Annotated in this window: 17 protein-coding genes; 11 read left to right on the forward strand and 6 right to left on the reverse strand. The window is 34.7% G+C overall.

All coding sequences use genetic code 11. From position 1 onward, the window contains the following. Window positions 1-95 precede the first annotated feature (95 nt). A complete protein-coding gene (locus CVU84_10420; GenBank protein PKM94473.1) occupies window positions 96-1,091 on the forward strand; it encodes a dihydroxyacetone kinase subunit DhaK in 996 nt (331 codons plus the stop codon). A gap of 79 nt (window positions 1,092-1,170) precedes the next feature. Here the strand turns inward: CVU84_10420 and CVU84_10425 are convergent, their stop codons facing one another. From CVU84_10425 to CVU84_10440, 4 genes are read right to left on the reverse strand one after another with little or no spacing between them, the layout of a single operon-like run. Further along, on the reverse strand, window positions 1,171-2,424 hold the full coding sequence (locus CVU84_10425) for a hypothetical protein (protein PKM94474.1): 1,254 nt from the start codon (window positions 2,422-2,424) through the stop codon (window positions 1,171-1,173). Window positions 2,425-2,455: 31 nt separating this feature from the next. Continuing rightward, window positions 2,456-2,761 (reverse strand): hypothetical protein, encoded by a 306-nt coding sequence (locus tag CVU84_10430; GenBank protein PKM94475.1) that lies wholly within the window; start codon window positions 2,759-2,761, stop codon window positions 2,456-2,458. Between the two features lie 4 nt (window positions 2,762-2,765). After that, on the reverse strand, window positions 2,766-3,179 hold the full coding sequence (locus CVU84_10435) for a hypothetical protein (GenBank protein PKM94476.1): 414 nt from the start codon (window positions 3,177-3,179) through the stop codon (window positions 2,766-2,768). A gap of 18 nt (window positions 3,180-3,197) precedes the next feature. Further along, window positions 3,198-4,178 (reverse strand): hypothetical protein, encoded by a 981-nt coding sequence (locus tag CVU84_10440; protein ID PKM94596.1) that lies wholly within the window; start codon window positions 4,176-4,178, stop codon window positions 3,198-3,200. Window positions 4,179-5,373: 1,195 nt separating this feature from the next. Between CVU84_10440 and CVU84_10445 the strand changes: the two genes are divergently transcribed. The 3 genes from CVU84_10445 (at window position 5,374) to CVU84_10455 (ending at window position 9,676) form a co-directional block, all read left to right on the forward strand. Then, a complete protein-coding gene (locus CVU84_10445) occupies window positions 5,374-6,738 on the forward strand; it encodes an FAD-dependent oxidoreductase (GenBank protein ID PKM94477.1) in 1,365 nt (454 codons plus the stop codon). A gap of 83 nt (window positions 6,739-6,821) precedes the next feature. Then, window positions 6,822-8,756, forward strand: a complete 1,935-nt coding sequence (locus CVU84_10450) for an ATP-dependent helicase (GenBank protein PKM94478.1) — start codon at window positions 6,822-6,824, stop codon at window positions 8,754-8,756. A gap of 416 nt (window positions 8,757-9,172) precedes the next feature. Next, window positions 9,173-9,676 carry a hypothetical protein gene (locus CVU84_10455; GenBank protein ID PKM94479.1) on the forward strand — a complete coding sequence of 168 codons (504 nt, stop codon included), beginning with the start codon at window positions 9,173-9,175 and terminating at the stop codon, window positions 9,674-9,676. A 100-nt stretch (window positions 9,677-9,776) separates the two neighbouring features. Here CVU84_10455 and CVU84_10460 read toward each other — a convergent pair whose 3' ends face one another. Beyond that, on the reverse strand, window positions 9,777-11,063 hold the full coding sequence (locus CVU84_10460; protein ID PKM94480.1) for a hypothetical protein: 1,287 nt from the start codon (window positions 11,061-11,063) through the stop codon (window positions 9,777-9,779). Window positions 11,064-11,286: 223 nt separating this feature from the next. Continuing rightward, window positions 11,287-12,627, reverse strand: a complete 1,341-nt coding sequence (locus CVU84_10465) for an NADP-specific glutamate dehydrogenase (GenBank protein PKM94481.1) — start codon at window positions 12,625-12,627, stop codon at window positions 11,287-11,289. A 304-nt stretch (window positions 12,628-12,931) separates the two neighbouring features. On the opposite strand from CVU84_10465, the gene CVU84_10470 reads away from it, so the two are divergent. From CVU84_10470 to CVU84_10500, 7 genes are all read left to right on the forward strand, one after another. Continuing rightward, window positions 12,932-13,780, forward strand: a complete 849-nt coding sequence (locus tag CVU84_10470) for a ferredoxin-NADP reductase (GenBank protein PKM94482.1) — start codon at window positions 12,932-12,934, stop codon at window positions 13,778-13,780. Then, window positions 13,773-15,164 carry a glutamate synthase (NADPH), homotetrameric gene (gene gltA / locus CVU84_10475; protein ID PKM94483.1) on the forward strand — a complete coding sequence of 464 codons (1,392 nt, stop codon included), beginning with the start codon at window positions 13,773-13,775 and terminating at the stop codon, window positions 15,162-15,164. The genes CVU84_10470 and gltA overlap by 8 nt, the downstream gene beginning before the upstream one ends. 69 nt (window positions 15,165-15,233) lie before the next feature. After that, window positions 15,234-16,376 (forward strand): hypothetical protein, encoded by a 1,143-nt coding sequence (locus CVU84_10480; protein PKM94484.1) that lies wholly within the window; start codon window positions 15,234-15,236, stop codon window positions 16,374-16,376. Window positions 16,377-16,683: 307 nt separating this feature from the next. Next, entirely contained in the window at window positions 16,684-16,872 is a 189-nt protein-coding gene (locus CVU84_10485) for a hypothetical protein (GenBank protein PKM94485.1), read from the forward strand. Between the two features lie 13 nt (window positions 16,873-16,885). Beyond that, complete coding sequence (locus CVU84_10490; protein ID PKM94486.1) at window positions 16,886-17,737, forward strand: Ku protein; 852 nt, start codon at window positions 16,886-16,888, stop codon at window positions 17,735-17,737. Window positions 17,738-17,741: 4 nt separating this feature from the next. After that, window positions 17,742-18,686: an ATP-dependent DNA ligase gene (locus CVU84_10495; protein ID PKM94487.1), complete on the forward strand. Its 945-nt coding sequence runs from the start codon at window positions 17,742-17,744 to the stop codon at window positions 18,684-18,686. 27 nt (window positions 18,687-18,713) lie between these two features. Beyond that, window positions 18,714-18,899, forward strand: coding sequence for an H-type small acid-soluble spore protein (locus tag CVU84_10500; protein PKM94488.1), 186 nt, complete (start codon window positions 18,714-18,716; stop codon window positions 18,897-18,899). The last annotated feature ends 185 nt before the right edge of the window (window positions 18,900-19,084 follow it).

Here is a 19,084-nt window from a genome sequence, read left to right on the forward strand (position 1 = left end):
ACGAGAATTTTAATTGCGGCGTAGCCGATTTTCCTTTCTGGCACGCTTCTTGCTAATAATATTAATGATACTATCAATAAATAGGAGGATTTATTATGAAGAAAATTATTAACCAACCAGACAATGTAGTTGATGAAATGTTAAAGGGGATTGTTGCTGCTCATCCAACATATGTAAAGAGAGTAGATGGTTTTGAGATACTTGTTAGAGCTAACAGTCCACAACCAAAGGTTGCATTAGTAAGTGGTGGTGGTAGCGGCCATGAACCTTCTCATGGGGGATTTGTTGGTAAGGGTATGTTAGATGGCGCTGTTGCGGGGGCAGTGTTTACCTCACCTACACCTGATCAAGTATTTGAAGCGGTAAAAGCAGTGAATGGTGGTAAAGGGGTTTTATTAGTTGTTAAGAATTATACTGGTGATATCATGAACTTTGAAATGGCAGCTGAAATGGCGGCTGAAGAAGGCATCCAAGTTGAACATGTTGTTGTAAATGATGACGTTGCAGTTGAAGATAGTACTTGGACAACAGGAAGAAGAGGTATCGCTGGAACAGTATTTGTACATAAAATAGCTGGTGCTAAGGCAGAAGCTGGTGGTGACTTACAAGAAGTGAAAAGAGTTGCTGAAAAAGTAATCAAAAATGTAAAATCCATGGGTATGGCACTTACAACTTGTACAGTACCTGCAGCAGGAAAACCAAGCTTTGTACTTCCAGAAAATGAAGTGGAGATTGGTATGGGTATTCACGGCGAGCCAGGTACTCATAGAGAAGTTCTTAGATCTGCAGACGAAACAGTTGATCATTTATTGGAAAAAATATTTGCTGACATAAATCCTACATCAGGAGATGAAGTAGCAGTATTGGTAAATGGTCTTGGTGGAACACCTATCATGGAACTATACGTTGCGAATTTGAGAGTAGCAAACGTATTAGGTGATAAGGGTGTTAAGATTGCTAAAACTTATGTAGGAAATTACATGACATCTTTAGATATGGCTGGATTCTCAATTTCTATACTTAAATTAGATGCTGAGTTAAAAGAATTGTTATTTGCTGCAGCAGATACGCCAGCATTGGTACAAAACTAGATTAATTGTTGATAAATAAATATATAAATTTTGAAAGGGCGATTAAGAAGGTGTTAATCGCTCTTTTTCTATAAAATGCTTATTGTGATAACCGGATGAGCATCATTGCAACATCATCGGTAAAATCCGTATGATTTGCCTTATGAATCATGTGAAAAGCATAGAAAATCTCTTCTAAAAATTCTTCCGGATTAGTTAAGAGGGCTTTTTTTAAGTATCCTGCCAGAGAGAACACTTTATTCCATCCGGTAAAATCCGTTCCTTCTCCGGAGCAAAACAGCCCGTCCGTATAAAGAAATATAAAATCGTTCTTTTTTAGCTGTATTTGTTCTGTCTCAAATTCAACGTCTTCCATCATTCCTATCAGAAAACCGTTTTGGTGAATTTCTTCAAACTGTTCTATTTCATTAACATAAATCATTGGATATGGCTGGCCGGCGTTTGCATAGTACAACATGTTGTTTTCTATAATCCCTACAAACGCAGTAAAAACAACATAATGATCCTTACCTGCAAAATCAAAATACTGAAAGATGGAATTGTTCATATCCTCTAAGATTTCATGAGGCAAAATCCCCTTTTTTTCTATGCTTTTTCGATATAGAATTTTGATCATCGAAGAAGCCATTCCGGCAGCAATTCCATGTCCGGTTACATCTGCAACCATAAAATGAATTCTTCCATCACTTTCTACGCAATCGAAGAAATCCCCTCCTATTCCGAGGGAAGGATGATATTTTATAAACAAATCTACTCCCTTAAAACTATTGGATTTTGGCAACATAATATTGGCAAAGGCATTGGCATTTTTCAATTCCTCATGAATATGTTTGTTCAGCTCAATAATAATTTGATTTTGTTCATACATTATCAATGCATTTTTTGCTTTTAATGGCAGGATAATATTCATATCATTTGTTGAAAGAGGTTTTGTAAAATAATCCACTGCGCCTTTATTTAACGTGTCTTCTATGGACTTTATTTCTGTGATGGCGCTGTTTACGATAACCGGAATATCTTTGTGCTGCTCATTTTGTTTTAATCTGGTTAAGGTTTCATAACCGTCTAAGACCGGCATAATTAAATCCAAAATAATCAAATCCACTTGGACCAGCTCAACAATATCCAACACTTCTTGCCCATTGACTGCTTCTTCAAAAACAATATCCTCTAAGCTTTGTGCTAATATGTTCTTTATCAGCAATCGATTCATTGCCGCATCATCTGCTATCAGAATGCGATACTTCATGTTACTTTTCCCTCCGGTTGCTACTGCGTGATTTTGCTTTTTATAAAGTGCCAGCTTTCTGTTACACTTATTTAGCATTGCCATTTCTTAGGTTTTATCTTTTGCACTCTTTATATCAGCTTTGCATATCAAAAAACTTGTCAAGCTTCATCAGCTTGAATAAGCATTGAACATCTTCGTTGGCGCCTGCCACACAAAAGTTTTTTTCTATTGCTTTCATTTTTTTGTACATACCGATTACAAAGGTCACTCCGGCAGAATCGATATTATTTGTTAGGGCCAGATTTAAAATACATTCATCATATGCCCCAGGTTCAGGTAGTAATTCCTCCAGATTCTGATTGTACTGAGGGATTTTATTCGCTGTTAATCCTTCTGAAATTGTAAAAATAACTCTTTTTCCTTCTATTGTTTTTTTCATTTTGTTATTCCTCCTGACTTAAGTCTAGTACAACCTTAACCTGATTGCCTGATACACTGACGCTTAATGCCATTTCCATAAGTAATTGATATCCCCTGTTTCTGTCTCTTAGAATTGTATCCACATCTTCAGAATCAAATACCTGATTTGGTAAAATGATTCCTTCGCCTTCGTCAGTTACTTCCAGTATCAGATAAGGGGATTCTTTTATGATACGGCACAGGACCTTTTTACCAGGAGCAAATTTATTGCCATGTTCTACTGCATTATTCATAATTTCTCTCAGCAAAAAATTGATTTTAAATACTATTTTTTTGTCCAGCAATGACCATTGTGCCGTTAATAATTGAAGTATTTCTTCAACAGCTTCATGGACTGCCTGAAAAGAAGATTCAATATTCTTCTCATATACAATCATTCTGATCACCTCGTTGAATTATTTTAACAGGTAAAAGACAGCGGCAGTAATAATAGTTGGCAAGAGTGCGTACTTTAATAAAAGACCTGACGAAATACCATTGTCGAAATATTTTTTTAAAATCGATTGTCCAACTGGATTCGGTGCATTGGCGATTAATGTCAATCCCCCGCCTGTAATCGCACCTGTAACAATTGCATATTTGAGTTCATCCGGAAAATCCGTGACCAATGTGCTTAAATAGGTTATTGCTGCATTGTCATTGAAAGCCGTCAGAACAATTGCTGTCAAATTCAACCCCAGTTCCGGCAGACTTCCCAATAATGGTGCAATCCACCATCCTTGAAGCGTACCATGAATCATTAAACCTGCAAGGAAAAAAGCAACCAATAGAGGTGGTTTCAAATCTAAACGGTTTTGGTAAAAAGAAGTCACCTGATAAAACCCTAAAAAGAATAGAAATCCTGCCAAAAATAAAACTGGTTCATGAGCATTCACTACTGTCCATATCAAAAAGACCAAATGAACGATGATTATCCAAGACGGCACAAAATCTTCCCGTTGGTCCCAGTTAGGATCCATATAGAGCGGTCTTTTGTGTTCCGGCAAAAGCCCTGGAATTGTTCTGCACATTTGCTCGTATTTAATCCCGTTAAATTTTTCATCAATTGCATTTTCAATATCATAGAGCTCACATTCTTCGGGGGTAAGCTTTTCTTTTGCCAACTCTTTAATATTCTCTTGAAGAATCACACTATATGCATCCAGCTCACTGGAAAAAGAAACCCTTTTATCTACAATTTGTTCAAACTGTTCAAAGCTTTCTTCAAGTTCTTTTTTACTGATAAACAGTTTTTGAATATATCTTTTATACAAATAATTATCATATGCACTTTTTAGTTGCTTCAAATCATTTTTTAATAATAGATAATAAGTTGTCGTGGAAAAAACAATTGCAAGTACTGCCTTCCATCCAAAGTTCATCACCATAAAGGCCATATCCCAATTCCATACTTCAGCCACCATCAAAATAGGCGGTGCTGCAAAGTTGGTTAATACCCCGCCAATTGATACGTTGACAAAGAGCAGTGCAAGTGTCACATATTTCAATTTATTGGAAGGATTTAAACTGTAAAATTTATCTGCTAGCAAAAAAGCTCCGATTGTCATTGCCGCCGGTTCTGTAATGAAAGAACCTAGCAATGGAGCTAGAATCAGAATTGTCAGCCACCAAGCTTCTAACGTGTTTCCAAATAGCTTTACCACTCTGCTCAATAGGATTTCAAAGAACTTAATGACTGGCCTGCTTGAAGCTATATTCATCACGACAATAACAAACAAAGGCTCAGAATAATGTAGTGAATTCACATAATGTACAAAAGTGCCCCAATCATAGTAAAAAGCAATAGCACCAGCCAGTATAACAGACCAGAATCCAAAAACAACTTCAACTTCTCCCAAAAGATGCAATAAACTTGCAGGAATGGAATGAGAATTCTTTTCTTTTAATCCCTGCTTAATCAGCGATTGATAGTGAACTTCTAAATGATGGGCTTTTTTTTGAAAGAGACTGGTCAGCATTGTATGCAGAATAGCCATAAAAAATATCAGTGTTGCAAGAACATTAAAAGGTTCTTCTTTTACACGATGTTTTATGATCTGGGAATACTGTTTTAGATGTTTATCGGCATAGGATTCCTGAGATTTGGGAAATGTATTGATTTCTGGGCTTTCATGAGAGGTAGAATTTATCGTGGTCTCCTTTTCCTGGCCATAAACGGTTAATGATATAAATCCAATGATTAAGAAACACAGAAAAAGCAAAACTCTTAATTTTTGACTGATGTACTTTGACATATATTCGCTCCCTTTTATCTGAATTTCAATCTCTTTTCCAAATTCCTTATCCCCGGACCTTGCTCTCAAATGCTAAAAATCATTTCTTTTATTGTACCATTTACTTTGAGAATTTTCCATGATATCTTTGTGTTTTTGAAATTTTCTGTTTCCGTTTCATAACAAGAGTAATACAGTGGGGGAGTTATCATAGAAGGGTTAAAATCGTAGGATTCATAAAACCTTTACCATAGGAACAGACAATTTGAATTCGCCTTACGATTTTTTTGTATATTTTTGACTGAATATTTGATATAATAATTTGTCAGTGAAATTTTAAAGAAATTGAGGTGTTTTTATGTATGATTTAATTATAGTAGGAGCAGGTGCCGCAGGTGTATTTTGCGCTTATGAACTTGTTAAAGAGGGTGTTGATAAAAAAGTTTTAATGATAGAAAAAGGTTTTCCTCTTCACAAAAGAAAATGTCCTAAAAATATATCATCCAATGTTAAGGAATGTAATTGTAAGTCTTGTAGCATTATGGAGGGTTTTTATGGTGCAGGTGGGTTTTCAGATGGGAAATATAATATAACGAATAATTTTGGTGGGGAATTATTTAGATTTATTGGTAGTGAGAAAGCGATAGATTTAATGTGGGAAGTAGATGATATTAATCTGAAAATGGGTGGTGCTGAAGCTAAGCTTTATTCTACAGCAAATAGTGATCTTAAGACAAAAGCCCTAAGACACGACCTTCATTTATTAGATGCTCAAGTGAGACATCTTGGAACAGATAGAAATCTTGTTATAGCAGAGAATATGTACAATTATATCAAAGATAAGATTGATATTCAATTTGAAACAGAGGTTCTAAATGTCGAAAAGATAAATGATGAGTTTATTGTTGAAACAAAGGATGAGACCTATAAGAGCAAACACTTAGTTGTAGCAACGGGTAGAACTGGTTCTAAATGGATTGGTAAGGTTTGTGAAAAATTCAATATTAAGACTGAAAATAATAGAGTAGACATTGGAGTTAGAGTTGAGATTCCTGCTTTGGTATTTAAACATATTACAGATGATGTTTATGAAAGTAAAATTGTATATAAGACTAAAAAATACAATGATGTCGTTAGAACCTTTTGTATGAACCCATATGGTAAGGTAGTAACTGAAAATTATGGAGATATTGTAACGGTTAACGGGCATAGTTATTCAAATGAAGCCTTACACACTGAAAATACTAACTTTGCGTTACTTGTTTCCAACCGTTTTACTGAGCCCTTTAAAAACAGTAATGAATATGGAGAGTCAATTGCAAGACTAAGTAATATGTTAGGTGGAGGCGTTTTAATGCAACGCTTCGGGGATTTGGTAAAAGGAAGAAGAAGCAGTGATAGAAGAATGCTTAAGTCTTTCTTAAAACCGACGTTAAATGCAACTCCGGGAGATTTGAGTCTTGTACTACCTAAAAGACAGCTAGATGACATTGTGGAAATGATTTATGCTTTGGATAAAATAGCACCAGGTACAGCAAATGAAGATACTCTTTTATATGGTGTTGAAGTTAAGTTTTACAATTCAAATGTTGAAGTAGATGAGAATCTAGAGACAAGTGTTAAAGGTTTGTATGTATTAGGGGATTGTTCGGGGGTTACTCACTCACTATCTCAAGCTGCGGCAAGTGGTATACATGTTGCAAGAATAGTTAGCAAACTATAATATTTATCAATAAATTTGCCTTCAGATGTTGACTCATCAGGAGGTTTTTTTATATACTAGATAGAGGTAGAGATAGAGAAGAAATGGGGGGAATCAATATGGAAAAAGAGCGGTTTTTTGAGCAGTTAAAAGATGTTCATAAAATTATTTTAACAGAACAACAATATGAGGGCGTTATTCATACGGAAGGTAGGAACCTGCTTCTGGCATGTCCAGGCTCTGGTAAAACTACTGTTATGGTTATTAAAACAGCATATTTAATTGATGTTATTGGAGTTTTGCCTAACCAAGTTTTATCATTAACATTTAGCAAAGCTGGAGCGAATGATATGCAAAAAAGATTTTGCAATCTATTTGGTAATAGATCAATCATGCCACAATTTTCCACAATACATGGTTTTTGCAATAAATTAATGAAAACTTACTTTGCAAAAAAAGGAATTGTAAAAGAAAATATTGAAGGGAATAATAGCAGAAATGATTCAAAGAAAAAGTTCATTGCTTTGATTTATGAGAAGGTTTTTTATAAAAAACCTTCTGAGGAAATTGTTGAAGAAATCGCAAATGCAATTTCTATTATTAAGAATTCAATGTTTTCATGGGATAATTTTAACGAATATCAATTCAATATTAGATTCCTTAAAGATATATTTCGTCAGTATGAGCTTTATAAGGACAAGTACCATTATTATGACTTTGACGATATGCTTCTATTCGGCTATCAGATACTTGTAAATGATCATCATTTATTAAACAAATTAAGAAAACAGTTTTTATATATTCAAGTAGATGAAGCACAAGACAACTCGAAAATTCAAAATAAAATAATTAGTTTACTTGCTGCAGAAAAAAACAATCTCTTCATGGTGGCAGATGATGATCAAACCATATACGAATTTAGAGGTGCTGATCCAGAATGGATACTAAGGTTCAGTGAGAACTATGTCGATTCAAGTATTCATCATATGGAGCAAAACTTTAGATCAAGTAAAAATATAGTCGATGTATCAAATCTATTCATTCAAAATAATCTGAACAGATATTCTAAAAATTTAACAACTCAAAACACATCTCATAATCCAATTCAAATTGTAAAACTGAATCCATCTGAAGATCAATATGAATATGCTATAAAGCTTATAAACGACAGAAATTTGTCTAACTATGCTTTTTTGTTCAGAAATAATCTTTCGGCCCTACTTCTAGCATACAGGCTACAAGAGGCTGGCTTAAAATTTTTTATTAAGAACTATAATGAAACTTTTTTCAATCATTGGATTGTTAATGACATCGCAGCTTTTTTATTGTTTTCCATAACAGGCAGAACTGAATATTTTGAAAGAATTTACTACAAAAATTTTGCGTATATTTCTAAAAACGAATTTGAATTAGGTAAAATGGGGGTAACAAAAAGGCACTCCATTATTGATGCAATTTATCATAATTGTCAGAGGAATGGCTGTCAAAAACAGAAGCTATTATACCTTAAAAGACAGTTGAAAATACTTGGAAAAAATAAAACCCATCAAGCATTACTAATTATTAGAAAGGAATTGGGATATGAGCGGTGGATGAAAAGCATGATAGATGGTCAAGCAATTTCGACGGAGGGAGTTAATCATATATGGATGATATTAGATTACATAGCAAAGGAATCTAAGGACTTCTATGATTTTTTAAATCGATTGAATAGACTTCAGATTACATTAAAAGCTTCTTCTTCAAATAATAGCCTAAATGCGGTAGCTCTATTGACACTTCATGGATCCAAGGGACTGGAATTTGATACAGTATTTATGGTTGACCTAGATCAAGGAGTAATTCCGTCTTTAGAGTCACTAGAAAATATAAAACAGTTTGAGGCTGAAAGACGATTATTTTATGTAGGAATGACAAGAGCGAAGTACAACCTTTTCTTATTGAGCACATCAAGTAAAAAAGAGAAAAGTTCCTTATTTATTAACGAAGTGGAAAAAATTCTAGGCATAATAAATAGTATGAAGGAAGAGAATAATTGACTAATTAGCTTAGGAATTGTATAATTATGGTATTGATGTAGAGTGCTGAATGGTTATAATCTTAAAATAACCAAGTATTTAAAAGAAAAAAGGCCAATAGTAGTATCGGCCAAAAAATATATTACTGATTCTTTTTTGGAAATTTTAAATGGGTAGAATCATTATCTTTATCAGGTGTTTCAAAGTCATCAGGATTTAGATTGGTGCTTCTAATAAAATCTGATTTAGTTGGGTTGTTTTTGGCGTTGTTTTTATCTTCTTTCAAGTGAACACATCCTTTCATATTATATGATAGTATTATTAGCTAATTTGTTTAAAATATTAATTATTTTATTTGTTGTTGGTACTGGATATTTGCTATCGGCTTTTTTGAAGGCATGGTAGCACTAAAATAAAAGAATGATGGAGGTATTAAGATGGAGGCAAGGTCAAGTATTTCAAAGATATTGGTGGTAGTTTTGATTATATCCATGCTGCTTATGGCAACAAGTTGTGGTAAAATCAAAGACAAAATTGGGGAAAAATTTACAGAAAAGGTTACTGAAAAAGTTCTTGGTGAGGATGTTGAGATTAATGGAGATGGATTTAAAGTCAATGGTGAGGATGGAAGTTTTGAAACTGGAGAGGACCTTGATTGGCCAGAGGATGTAATGGGGGACTTACCTGAGTTCAAAGGTAACATTACAACCTTATGGAAAGATGAAAAGAGCTGCTCAATTGTATTTGCTGATGGTGATGAAGACGATGTAAAAGATTACGCTGAAGAGTTAGAAGATATCGACTTTGAAGATGGTATAGAAACAGATCAAGATGACATCTTCATGTTTTCGGGAACGAGAGAAAGTGAAGGAGATACGATTACGATTACATATTCGGGTACAGATGATACAGTAACAATATTTTATAATAAAGAACAATAGAATATGAACAAAAGCAATGAACAAGAACGATAAAACAAAAGGATCTGGCAAACTAGCCGGATCCTTTTGATGTTTTTTATATTGTATTTAATTTTTAGAATTATTTAAGAGTAAAGGTATACTCGTTTGGTCCATCACTAAAATCGGGATAGCCAGTAATGCAAATGTAGTAAGGTGCTGGAACGTTTTCGGGATCATCATTTGTAAATGTTCCAGATACAGTACCTTGGTGTGTTTGAGCAGAATCAATGTGATATCCTTCTTTATCATATAAAGTAATTTCGGTAGTAAACTTTGCGTTTAAAGTATAGCTTAAGCTTGATGTAGTAGAATCGGAAATATAGTACCAATCACTATTATCTGGACCACCAAGATCATCTGCACCACCTAAGGTGCCAGTGATACTAGTGTTCACCTTTGCTGCTGTTGCCTTTTCGTATTCATCGTTAAGTTCAATATCTTGTGGGTAGGCTTTAAAAGAAGTATCAATTTTATAGCTAGCAGCACCTGAATGACTACGAAGTTCAAGGAAATAAGTACCGGGTTTAACAGCGATTGAAAAGGTATAATTATCTTCATAAGGCATATCATCAGAATAAATTGTATGATTTTCTTTAGATACCAAATAAATTGATAATTGTGCTTCATTTGCACCAGCTACAGTATAAGTGAAAACTCCACTTTGCGTAAAATCGAGTTTAAAATAATCATCTAAATCTTGTTCGGATTGAATGGTTTCACCAACAACACCTTTCATTTTGCCACCATTAACAGGCAATGGATTAGCTGTTTTTATTGTATCGTTTCCTTCTGATTCAACAGAGTATCCGTCCTTAGCAACTTCTACATAACCATCCGTAGCGATGGTAATTGTTTTTGATGGATTATCATAATCTACCTTGATGCCAAGTAATGGACCAACTGCTCTAAGTGGTAGATAAGAACGACCATCGACGATAATTGGATAAACAATATCTCCAGCAGCATTTCTTGGAAAAGTAATAGATCCATTTAATTCAATAGCCATGTCTTTTACTTCTACAGCTTTTTTGTTTACACCAGTTTGGGTTTTGGTATCTGCACCGTAAATAGGTGTTATTTTTGTCTTAGTATCAATCATAATCGTTCTAGTTGGGTTATCATAGGTTACTGTTATGCCAAGCAGATTTCCCAATGCTTTTAAAGGCAAGTAAGATACACCATCAATAACCATAGGATAAGCTGTTGTACCAGCTGTTGCTTCTGCTGAAACGAGCTTTCCGTTAAGCTGGATGTGAAAATGTTTTGCTTCAACCGCTGTTTTATTTGTAGCGTCCGCAGCATTTACTACGAATGAGCTCAAGATGAGCACCATAACTAAAAAGATAATTCCAATACGTTTTTTCATTTAAATATCCTCCTGTAAAATAGTTTAGAAACACGACCCTGAATGCTATACAATATTGTTTTCATGATGAGCTAGCATTCTATTACTATATATTACCACTCGAAAATGAAACATACAAGTATATTTTGTAAAGTTGTAGTAATATTAGCCTTTAAAAAGAGCAGTACTGGAAGATAATCCAATACTGCCCCAATGCTTTGATCGAAAGTAAAGTGTTTAAATCTTAGTATGCAACACCTTGAGCTTTCATAGCTTGAGCAACTTTCATAAAACCAGCTATATTAGCTCCTGCAACTAAATTGTTTTCGGATCCGAATTCTTTTGCTGCAGCACTTGCGTTTTGATAAATATCAATCATAATTTGTTTGAGTTTTGCATCTACCTCTTCAAAGGTCCAAGAGTATCTCATTGAGTTTTGACTCATTTCTAAGCCAGAAGTTGCAACGCCACCTGCATTAGCCGCTTTTCCGGGGCCAAATACAACATTGTTTTTGAGGAAAATTTCAATAGCTTCTGGAGTTGAAGGCATATTAGCACCTTCACCAACTGCAAAGCATCCATTTTCTACTAATTGCGTAGCGGCTTTTTCATCTAATTCGTTTTGTGTAGCACAAGGAAGTGCGATATCACATTTAATTGACCAGATGCCTGCACAGCCTTCAATGTAAAGTGCGTTTTTGTGATGTTTCACATATTCGCTAATTCTCTTTCTTTCAACTTCTTTAATCTGTCTTACTGTATCTAATTTGATTCCATCTTCATCATATATATATCCAGTTGAATCACTTAGTGCAACTACCTTACCACCTAATTGTTGTACCTTTTGAGTTGCATAAATAGCAACATTTCCTGAACCAGATATAACAACAGTTGCATCTTTAAAGGACTTGCCTTTAATAGAAGTCATAGCTTCGTCCATAAAGTAACATAAACCATATCCAGTAGCTTCCGTTCTTGCTAAGCTACCACCAAATGTTAAGCCTTTTCCAGTAAGCACTCCAGTGAAGTCATTTTTTAATTTTTTGTACATACCAAACATGTAACCTATTTCACGACCACCAACACCAATGTCTCCAGCTGGTATGTCTGTATTTTCCCCGATATGTCTTGCTAATTCGAACATAAAGCTTTGACAAAATCTCATGATTTCACCATCAGACTTGCCTTTTGGATCGAAATCGCTACCACCCTTGCCACCACCCATTGGCAATCCAGTAAGAGAGTTTTTGAATATTTGTTCAAAGCCTAAAAATTTAATAATACCGATATTTACAGAAGGATGGAAACGTAATCCGCCTTTGTAAGGACCAATTGCACTATTAAATTGAACTCTAAAACCTCGATTTACAATTACTTTTCCTTGGTCATTAACCCAAGGTACTCTGAAAATGATTTGTCTTTCTGGTTCGATAATTCTGTCAAATATTCCAGCTTCAACAAATTCTGGATATTTTTCTGCAACAGGTTCTAATGATTCTAAAACCTCTTTTACTGCTTGAAGAAATTCGGGTTCATTTGCATTTCTTTTAATAGCGTCATTCATAACATGCCCTAGGTTGTTCATTTTGTTTACCTCCAATATAGTATGTATTCCTTTTATCAATTTCTTGATTATCCCAATTCGTATTATATCAAACATAGAACAATAATGCAATTTTAAACTTGGATTCTTGCAAAAAAATTAAAAATAGAGTATAATAAGAGCTATGAAGATAAGTTTTTGACATAATCCTAGAAAAAAATGAATAAAATAAATCACAATATTGCAAATACAAATTAAATCTTTCATTTTTTCCTTAACAATATTATAATAAATATATTATATTAAATGAAAGCACTTAAAAAACATTAATGGAGGGGTTTATATTATGTTTAAGATTGTAAAAAAACAAGTTTTGAACTCAAACGTAAAGCTGATGGAAATTGATGCGCCCTATGTTGCTAAAAAAGCAGAGCCTGGACAATTCATAATCCTGAGAGTAAATGAATTTGGCGAGCGTATGCCATTAACCATTGCTGATTACGATAGAGTTAAGGGTACGATAACGATTATTTTTCAAGAGGTTGGTCAAACAACAAAGCTACTAGGTGCATTAGAAGAAGGCGAATACATATTAGATTTTGTTGGGCCATTAGGAACAGCATCACATTTTAACAATATTAAAAAAGTTGCAGTTGTTGGCGGTGGTCTGGGTACGGCAATTGCATATCCACAAGCTAAAAAGCTACATGCACTTGGTGCTGAGGTAGATTCAATCATAGGATTTAGAAATGAAGAATTCATTTTACTTGAAGATGAAATGAAGGCAGTAAGTAATCGATTATTTATCACAACAGATGATGGATCTAATGGAAACAAAGGATTTGTTACAGATACGTTAAAAGCATTAATAGAAGAAGGAAATCAATATGATCTTGTGATAGCAATTGGACCGTTAATTATGATGAAGTTTGTAAGCAAACTAACTAAGGAACATGGTATCCCGACAATCGTGAGTATGAATCCGGTTATGATTGATGGAACAGGAATGTGTGGAGGTTGTCGTGTAACTGTAGGCGGACTTACTAAATTTGCTTGTGTTGATGGGCCTGATTTTGACGGTCATGAAGTAGATTTTGATGAAGCTATTCGAAGGCAACAAATGTATAAATCAGAGGAAAAAGACTCAGAGCATCATTGTAAGATGGAAACGATGGGAGGAAACAACAATGCCTAATATGTCTATCAAGAAAGTTGAAATGCCGGAACAAGACCCAAATGTTAGAAATAAAAATTATCTTGAAGTATCATTAGGATATACTGAGGAGATGGCTATTGAGGAAGCGACAAGATGTCTTAATTGTAAGACAAAGCCATGTGTTGCAGGTTGTCCTGTAAATGTTCAAATTCCAGAATTTATTAGTCTAATTGCTGAAGGAAAATTTGAAGATGCGTATCTTAAAATAAAAGAAACAAATTCATTGCCAGCTGTATGTGGAAGAGTTTGTCCTCAAGAATCTCAATGTGAAGAACTTTGCGTACGAACTAAAAAAGGGGATTCTGTCGGTATTGGTAGGCTTGAAAGATTTGCTGCTGATTGGTATATGCATAATTGTTCTGAAACGATAGAGTTAGCCAAGCCTTTAAATAGAAAGGTAGCTGTGATTGGATCAGGACCTGCATCGTTAACCTGTGCCGGAGATTTAGCTAAACTAGGTTATGAAGTTACTGTTTTTGAAGCCTTTCATGTTCCTGGTGGTGTTTTGATGTATGGTATTCCAGAATTTAGGCTTCCTAAAAAATTAGTTCAAAGAGAAATTGACACAATCAAACAATTAGGTGTTGAGATTAAAACAAACATGGTTATTGGCAAGTCATTGTCAATTGAAGATTTGAAGGAAGAAGGATATGAAGCTGTATTTATTGGTTCAGGCGCTGGACTTCCAAGCTTTATGAATATTCCTGGAGAGAATTATAATGGTGTATACTCAGCAAATGAATTCTTAACTAGGATTAATTTAATGAAGGCATATGAATTTCCGAAATATAGTACACCTGTGAAGGTCGGTAAAAGCGTAGCAGTAGTTGGTGGCGGTAATGTGGCTATGGATGCTGCTAGATGTGCCAAAAGACTGGGTGCTGAAAATGTTTATATCGTTTACCGCCGTTCTGAAAATGAAATGCCTGCTAGATTGGAAGAAGTACATCATGCCAAAGAGGAAGGAATCATATTTAAACTATTAACAAATCCAACACGTATACTAGGCACTGACGATGGTTGGGTATGTGGTATGGAATGTGTTCAGATGGAGCTTAGTGAACCTGATGAATCAGGAAGAAGAAGACCTGTTGTAATTAAGGGTTCAGAGCATACAATTGATATTGAAACAGCTATTATTGCAATTGGACAGAGTCCTAACCCACTTATCAAAGCTACAACAGAAGGGTTGGAAACTCAAAAATGGGGCGGAATAATTGCTGATGAGGAGACTGGATCAACGAGCTTGGCAGGAGTTTATGCTGGAGGAGACGCTGTAACAGGTGCTGCTACTGTAATACTAGCAATGGGTGCAGGAAAAAAAGCTGCAACTGCTATAGATTTATATTTAAAAAACATGTAATAGTATTGACAAGCCTTGCAGACTTTGATATATATTACCTACGACAATTAGACCCATTAGGAGGAAAGTATGTTAGGCGAATATATTAAAGCGTTATTTCTGATTTTTTTTGCTGAAATGGGAGATAAGACTCAAATTTTAGCTATGATGTTTGCAACACGCTTTAAGGTTTCTAAGGTAATGTTAGGGATCCTAATTGGTTCCTTTTTAAATCATGGGATAGCAGTAGCCTTTGGTAAATATATAGGTGGAAGAATTCCTGCGCATTTGCTTCAAATGATAGCGGGTATAGCCTTCATTATGTTTGCGATTTGGACCTTAAGTGAAGATGGTGAAGAAGAGGATGATAAAACAGCGTCTAATAAGAAAAAAGGTGGAGCTGTAATTACTGTTGCCTCAGCATTTTTTATTGGAGAGCTAGGCGATAAAACTCAACTTACTGCAATTACATTATCAGTAGATGCTGTGTTTCCTTTCGTTGTATTACTAGGAACAGTGAGTGGCATGCTTGTAACGAGTGGTATAGGAATTTATATTGGAAGCAAACTTGGCGATAGAATTCCAGATATACTAATCAAGATAATATCTGGAACCGTGTTTATGGTTTTTGGAATACAAAAGCTTTATTCAGCTACACCTGTACAATATATTAATCCAATTACTGTAAGTATCTTTGCCCTAGTTGTTCTCGTGACGGTTACATTACTTATTCGCACTATCCTTTTGGCTCGTAAATTAGGGAAGGTATCTCCGTATAAAAGAGCAGCGGGATTGCTGCATGACTATGTTGAAAAGGTGAAAAATACTGTAGATGATATATGTCTTGGACCGGATTATTGTGGACATTGCGAAAAAGGTGCTTGTGCAATTGGATACATCAGAGAGTTGACCAAAGACATCATTAAAATTCCGATAGATCATAGTGAAGAGAACCTACGTCAGGAAGTGAGGTATTACAAGAATAAATTTGATGTTTATAAGCTTACATATGTATTGGCAGTTACGTTGAATTATTTAGATGTAAGTATGGATGATAGGAAAGAGAGAAGAGTAAATGAAATTAGAAATGTTTTGGAAATGATGCTATTTGATACGATATTGCCTTGGAATGATGATTTGGATGATTATTTGGAAAGGGCTGAGGTAGTTAATAAGGAAGTTAAAATGTTGGTGATAAGGCATTTGGATGGTGTTAAAGGGGGCCGCTTGTAAATAGAAGTGGCCTTTTTTTTGCTGTGAAAGTTCTGCATAAACAATTGGAAAAGCGGCAGATAGGTAACGAGTGCTTTAACCCGGCGTAGCCGATTTTCTTTTTTTGCTGTGATTTGCTGTGAAAGTTCTGCATAAACAATTGGAAAAGCGGCAGATAGGTAATGAGTGCTTTAACTCGGCGTAGCCGATTTTCTTGTGACAGAGAGTGAGGGATAAAGTTTATATTATATGAGAAAGTCTGTATAAAATGCCAACTATTACAAATAATATGGTTGTAATACATTAATTTAATTATGGAGGAATGAAGATGGATCAAAAGAAAGATAGAAATAATTCAAACGTTAATAAGGATAATAAAGGGGGGGATAAGGTTAATCCAACTACAGATACGTATACAACCAAACCTAAGGTAAGAGATACTGAATACAGCAGAGAAATTTCAGAAATTCCTGATGAGTATAATTATGATAAGGATGATGAAAATTCTGATTTTTAAGCAGGTGATTTAAATGCAAACCATGTTTAAAGGGTCTATTAGCTTTGGATTGGTAAACATACCCATAAAAATGTTCGCCGCAACCGAAGATAAAGATGTTCGATTTAAATATCTTCATAAGACTTGCAATAGTCCGATCAAATATCACAAAAAATGTCCGACTTGTAATCAAGAAATTCAGCAAGAGGATATTGTAAAAGGATTTGAATATGAACCTGGTAGATTTGTTATTTTAACGGATGAAGATTTTGATGCTGTACAATCTGAGGTCCAGGGTAGAGTGATTGATATATTGGATTTTGTAAGTCTTTCAGAAATAGATCCGATATTTTTTGATAAGTCTTATTATCTTGCACCTCAGGAAATTGGAGCAGGAGCAAAAGCCTATAACTTATTACAGAAGGCTATGTTAGAGTCGGGTAAAATAGCGATTGCCAAAATCACTATTAGAAATAAGCAAACGCTAGCAGCTCTTCGGGTATATGATAAGGTTCTTGTACTAGAAACTATTTTTTACCCAGATGAGGTGAGAGATACGAAATTAGTACCTGGGTTGCCAGAAAACATGGAAGCAGACCCTAAAGAACTTGAAATAGCACAAAAATTAATTGACCATTTGACGCAAGGCTTCGATCCTAATAAATACAAGGATGATTATAGAGAGGCGTTGAAAGCACTAATTGAAAAGAAAATACAAGGGAAGGAGGTTAAAATGGCCCCTGATTTACCTGAAAAGAATGTCATTGATTTAATGGAAGCACTGCAAGCGAGTTTAAAGGAAAGTAAAAACAAAACTATCAAAGCTACTAGGAAAAAGGGGGATCAAAAAACAAGTGTTGAGGATAAATTAAAAAAAACAAGGTGAATATATGGAAATCATAAAACCAATGGAACCCATTTTGTCTAAAATTATTCCTCAATGTGATGAATGGATTCATCAAATTAAATGGGATGGTATAAGAGGCTTAAGCTATATTAACAACAATTCAATTGTAGTGCTTACTAAGAAAGGTAATGAACGTACAGCATTTTACCCCGAATTGCAAGAGGTTATTCAGCTGCTTCAAGGAAAAGAAGCCATCTTAGATGGAGAAATGGTCGTTTTTGATAATCAAGGACGACCATCTTTTGCAAATATACTAATGAGAGAACGCATAAGAACCTTTGAACGATTAAATCAATATTTAGTAAAATATCCAGTTAAGTATATAGTATTTGATATTTTGTATTTAGATGGGAAAGATTTACGAAAAAAATCATTGATTCAGAGGAAAAAAATATTAAATGATAAAATGAGTAAAAGTCCTAACATATCAATAACGGATGATTTTGATGATGGACATGCTTTGTATAAGTTGATGAAGGATCAAAACTTAGAAGGAATTGTATCGAAGAAAAAAAACAGCGTCTATATAGAAGGTAAGAGCCACAATGAGTGGTTAAAGATCAAAGCGCTTAAAAAAATATTAGTAATTGTAGGTGGTATTCAGCTTAAGAACGATTATCCTAGTTCCTTAATGATAGGAGTTTATAGGGATGCTCAATTAGAATACATTGGGAATGTTTCCTCTGGGTTGAAGTCTTCAGATTATCAACTGTTACAATCATATAAAGAAGAGCTTGGTTCCACGGTAAGTCCGTTCGTTAATTATCAAAAGTCTGACAAAGGACATTTTTGGATAAGGGCTACAATTACATGCTGGGTACAATTTATGGAATGGACTTCAACAGGTGGATTAAGGCATCCGACGCTCATTGGCTTTAGTAGCTTAGATGTACTAGAAGCAAATGGCAAGGAATATATATTAGACTAGTACATTATTTGATTATAGGAGGATGCAATGGATATTGAAAATGTGCAACGTATTATGGAGTCAAACGGAGTAATAGAGGTTGATTATATGGGCCAATCTATTTGGATTCAAGGCTATAATAAGGATGAGCAGACAGTTGAAATAGGATTGATTGGTAGCAAGGAGAGTAAGGTTGTAAATGCCAATGAATTAAATGAGGTAGATGGTGGATGAATGTTTTGGGCGTAGAATGTTACGCCTTTTTTGTTTGGTGGGAAAGTTCTGCATATGCAATTGGAAAAGCGGTGCGTAGCCGATTTTCTTGCTTTAAATAAAATTTTCATGTAATATTAACACGAACTTGAGAGAAATAATACATGAAATTTCAGTGTTTAATAACGAGTTTCAGCTTGTTGGGA

The organism is Firmicutes bacterium HGW-Firmicutes-1 (genome assembly GCA_002841625.1).
GTDB lineage: Bacteria > Bacillota > Clostridia > Lachnospirales > Vallitaleaceae > HGW-1.

Excerpts from the sequence above, each read along its gene's own strand:
- CVU84_10465 (PKM94481.1), bottom strand. The coding sequence starts at position 12,627 with ATGAACAACCTAGGGCATGTTATGAATGACGCTATTAAAAGAAATGCA.
- CVU84_10480 (PKM94484.1), top strand. The coding sequence starts at position 15,234 with ATGTTAGGCGAATATATTAAAGCGTTATTTCTGATTTTTTTTGCTGAA.
- gltA (PKM94483.1), top strand. The coding sequence starts at position 13,773 with ATGCCTAATATGTCTATCAAGAAAGTTGAAATGCCGGAACAAGACCCA.
- CVU84_10425 (PKM94474.1), bottom strand. The coding sequence starts at position 2,424 with ATGGCAATGCTAAATAAGTGTAACAGAAAGCTGGCACTTTATAAAAAG.
- CVU84_10495 (PKM94487.1), top strand. The coding sequence starts at position 17,742 with ATGGAAATCATAAAACCAATGGAACCCATTTTGTCTAAAATTATTCCT.
- CVU84_10420 (PKM94473.1), top strand. The coding sequence starts at position 96 with ATGAAGAAAATTATTAACCAACCAGACAATGTAGTTGATGAAATGTTA.
- CVU84_10430 (PKM94475.1), bottom strand. The coding sequence starts at position 2,761 with ATGAAAAAAACAATAGAAGGAAAAAGAGTTATTTTTACAATTTCAGAA.
- CVU84_10435 (PKM94476.1), bottom strand. The coding sequence starts at position 3,179 with ATGATTGTATATGAGAAGAATATTGAATCTTCTTTTCAGGCAGTCCAT.
- CVU84_10450 (PKM94478.1), top strand. The coding sequence starts at position 6,822 with ATGGGGGGAATCAATATGGAAAAAGAGCGGTTTTTTGAGCAGTTAAAA.
- CVU84_10485 (PKM94485.1), top strand. The coding sequence starts at position 16,684 with ATGGATCAAAAGAAAGATAGAAATAATTCAAACGTTAATAAGGATAAT.
- CVU84_10500 (PKM94488.1), top strand. The coding sequence starts at position 18,714 with ATGGATATTGAAAATGTGCAACGTATTATGGAGTCAAACGGAGTAATA.
- CVU84_10455 (PKM94479.1), top strand. The coding sequence starts at position 9,173 with ATGGAGGCAAGGTCAAGTATTTCAAAGATATTGGTGGTAGTTTTGATT.
- CVU84_10460 (PKM94480.1), bottom strand. The coding sequence starts at position 11,063 with ATGAAAAAACGTATTGGAATTATCTTTTTAGTTATGGTGCTCATCTTG.
- CVU84_10445 (PKM94477.1), top strand. The coding sequence starts at position 5,374 with ATGTATGATTTAATTATAGTAGGAGCAGGTGCCGCAGGTGTATTTTGC.
- CVU84_10440 (PKM94596.1), bottom strand. The coding sequence starts at position 4,178 with ATGGCCTTTATGGTGATGAACTTTGGATGGAAGGCAGTACTTGCAATT.
- CVU84_10490 (PKM94486.1), top strand. The coding sequence starts at position 16,886 with ATGCAAACCATGTTTAAAGGGTCTATTAGCTTTGGATTGGTAAACATA.
- CVU84_10470 (PKM94482.1), top strand. The coding sequence starts at position 12,932 with ATGTTTAAGATTGTAAAAAAACAAGTTTTGAACTCAAACGTAAAGCTG.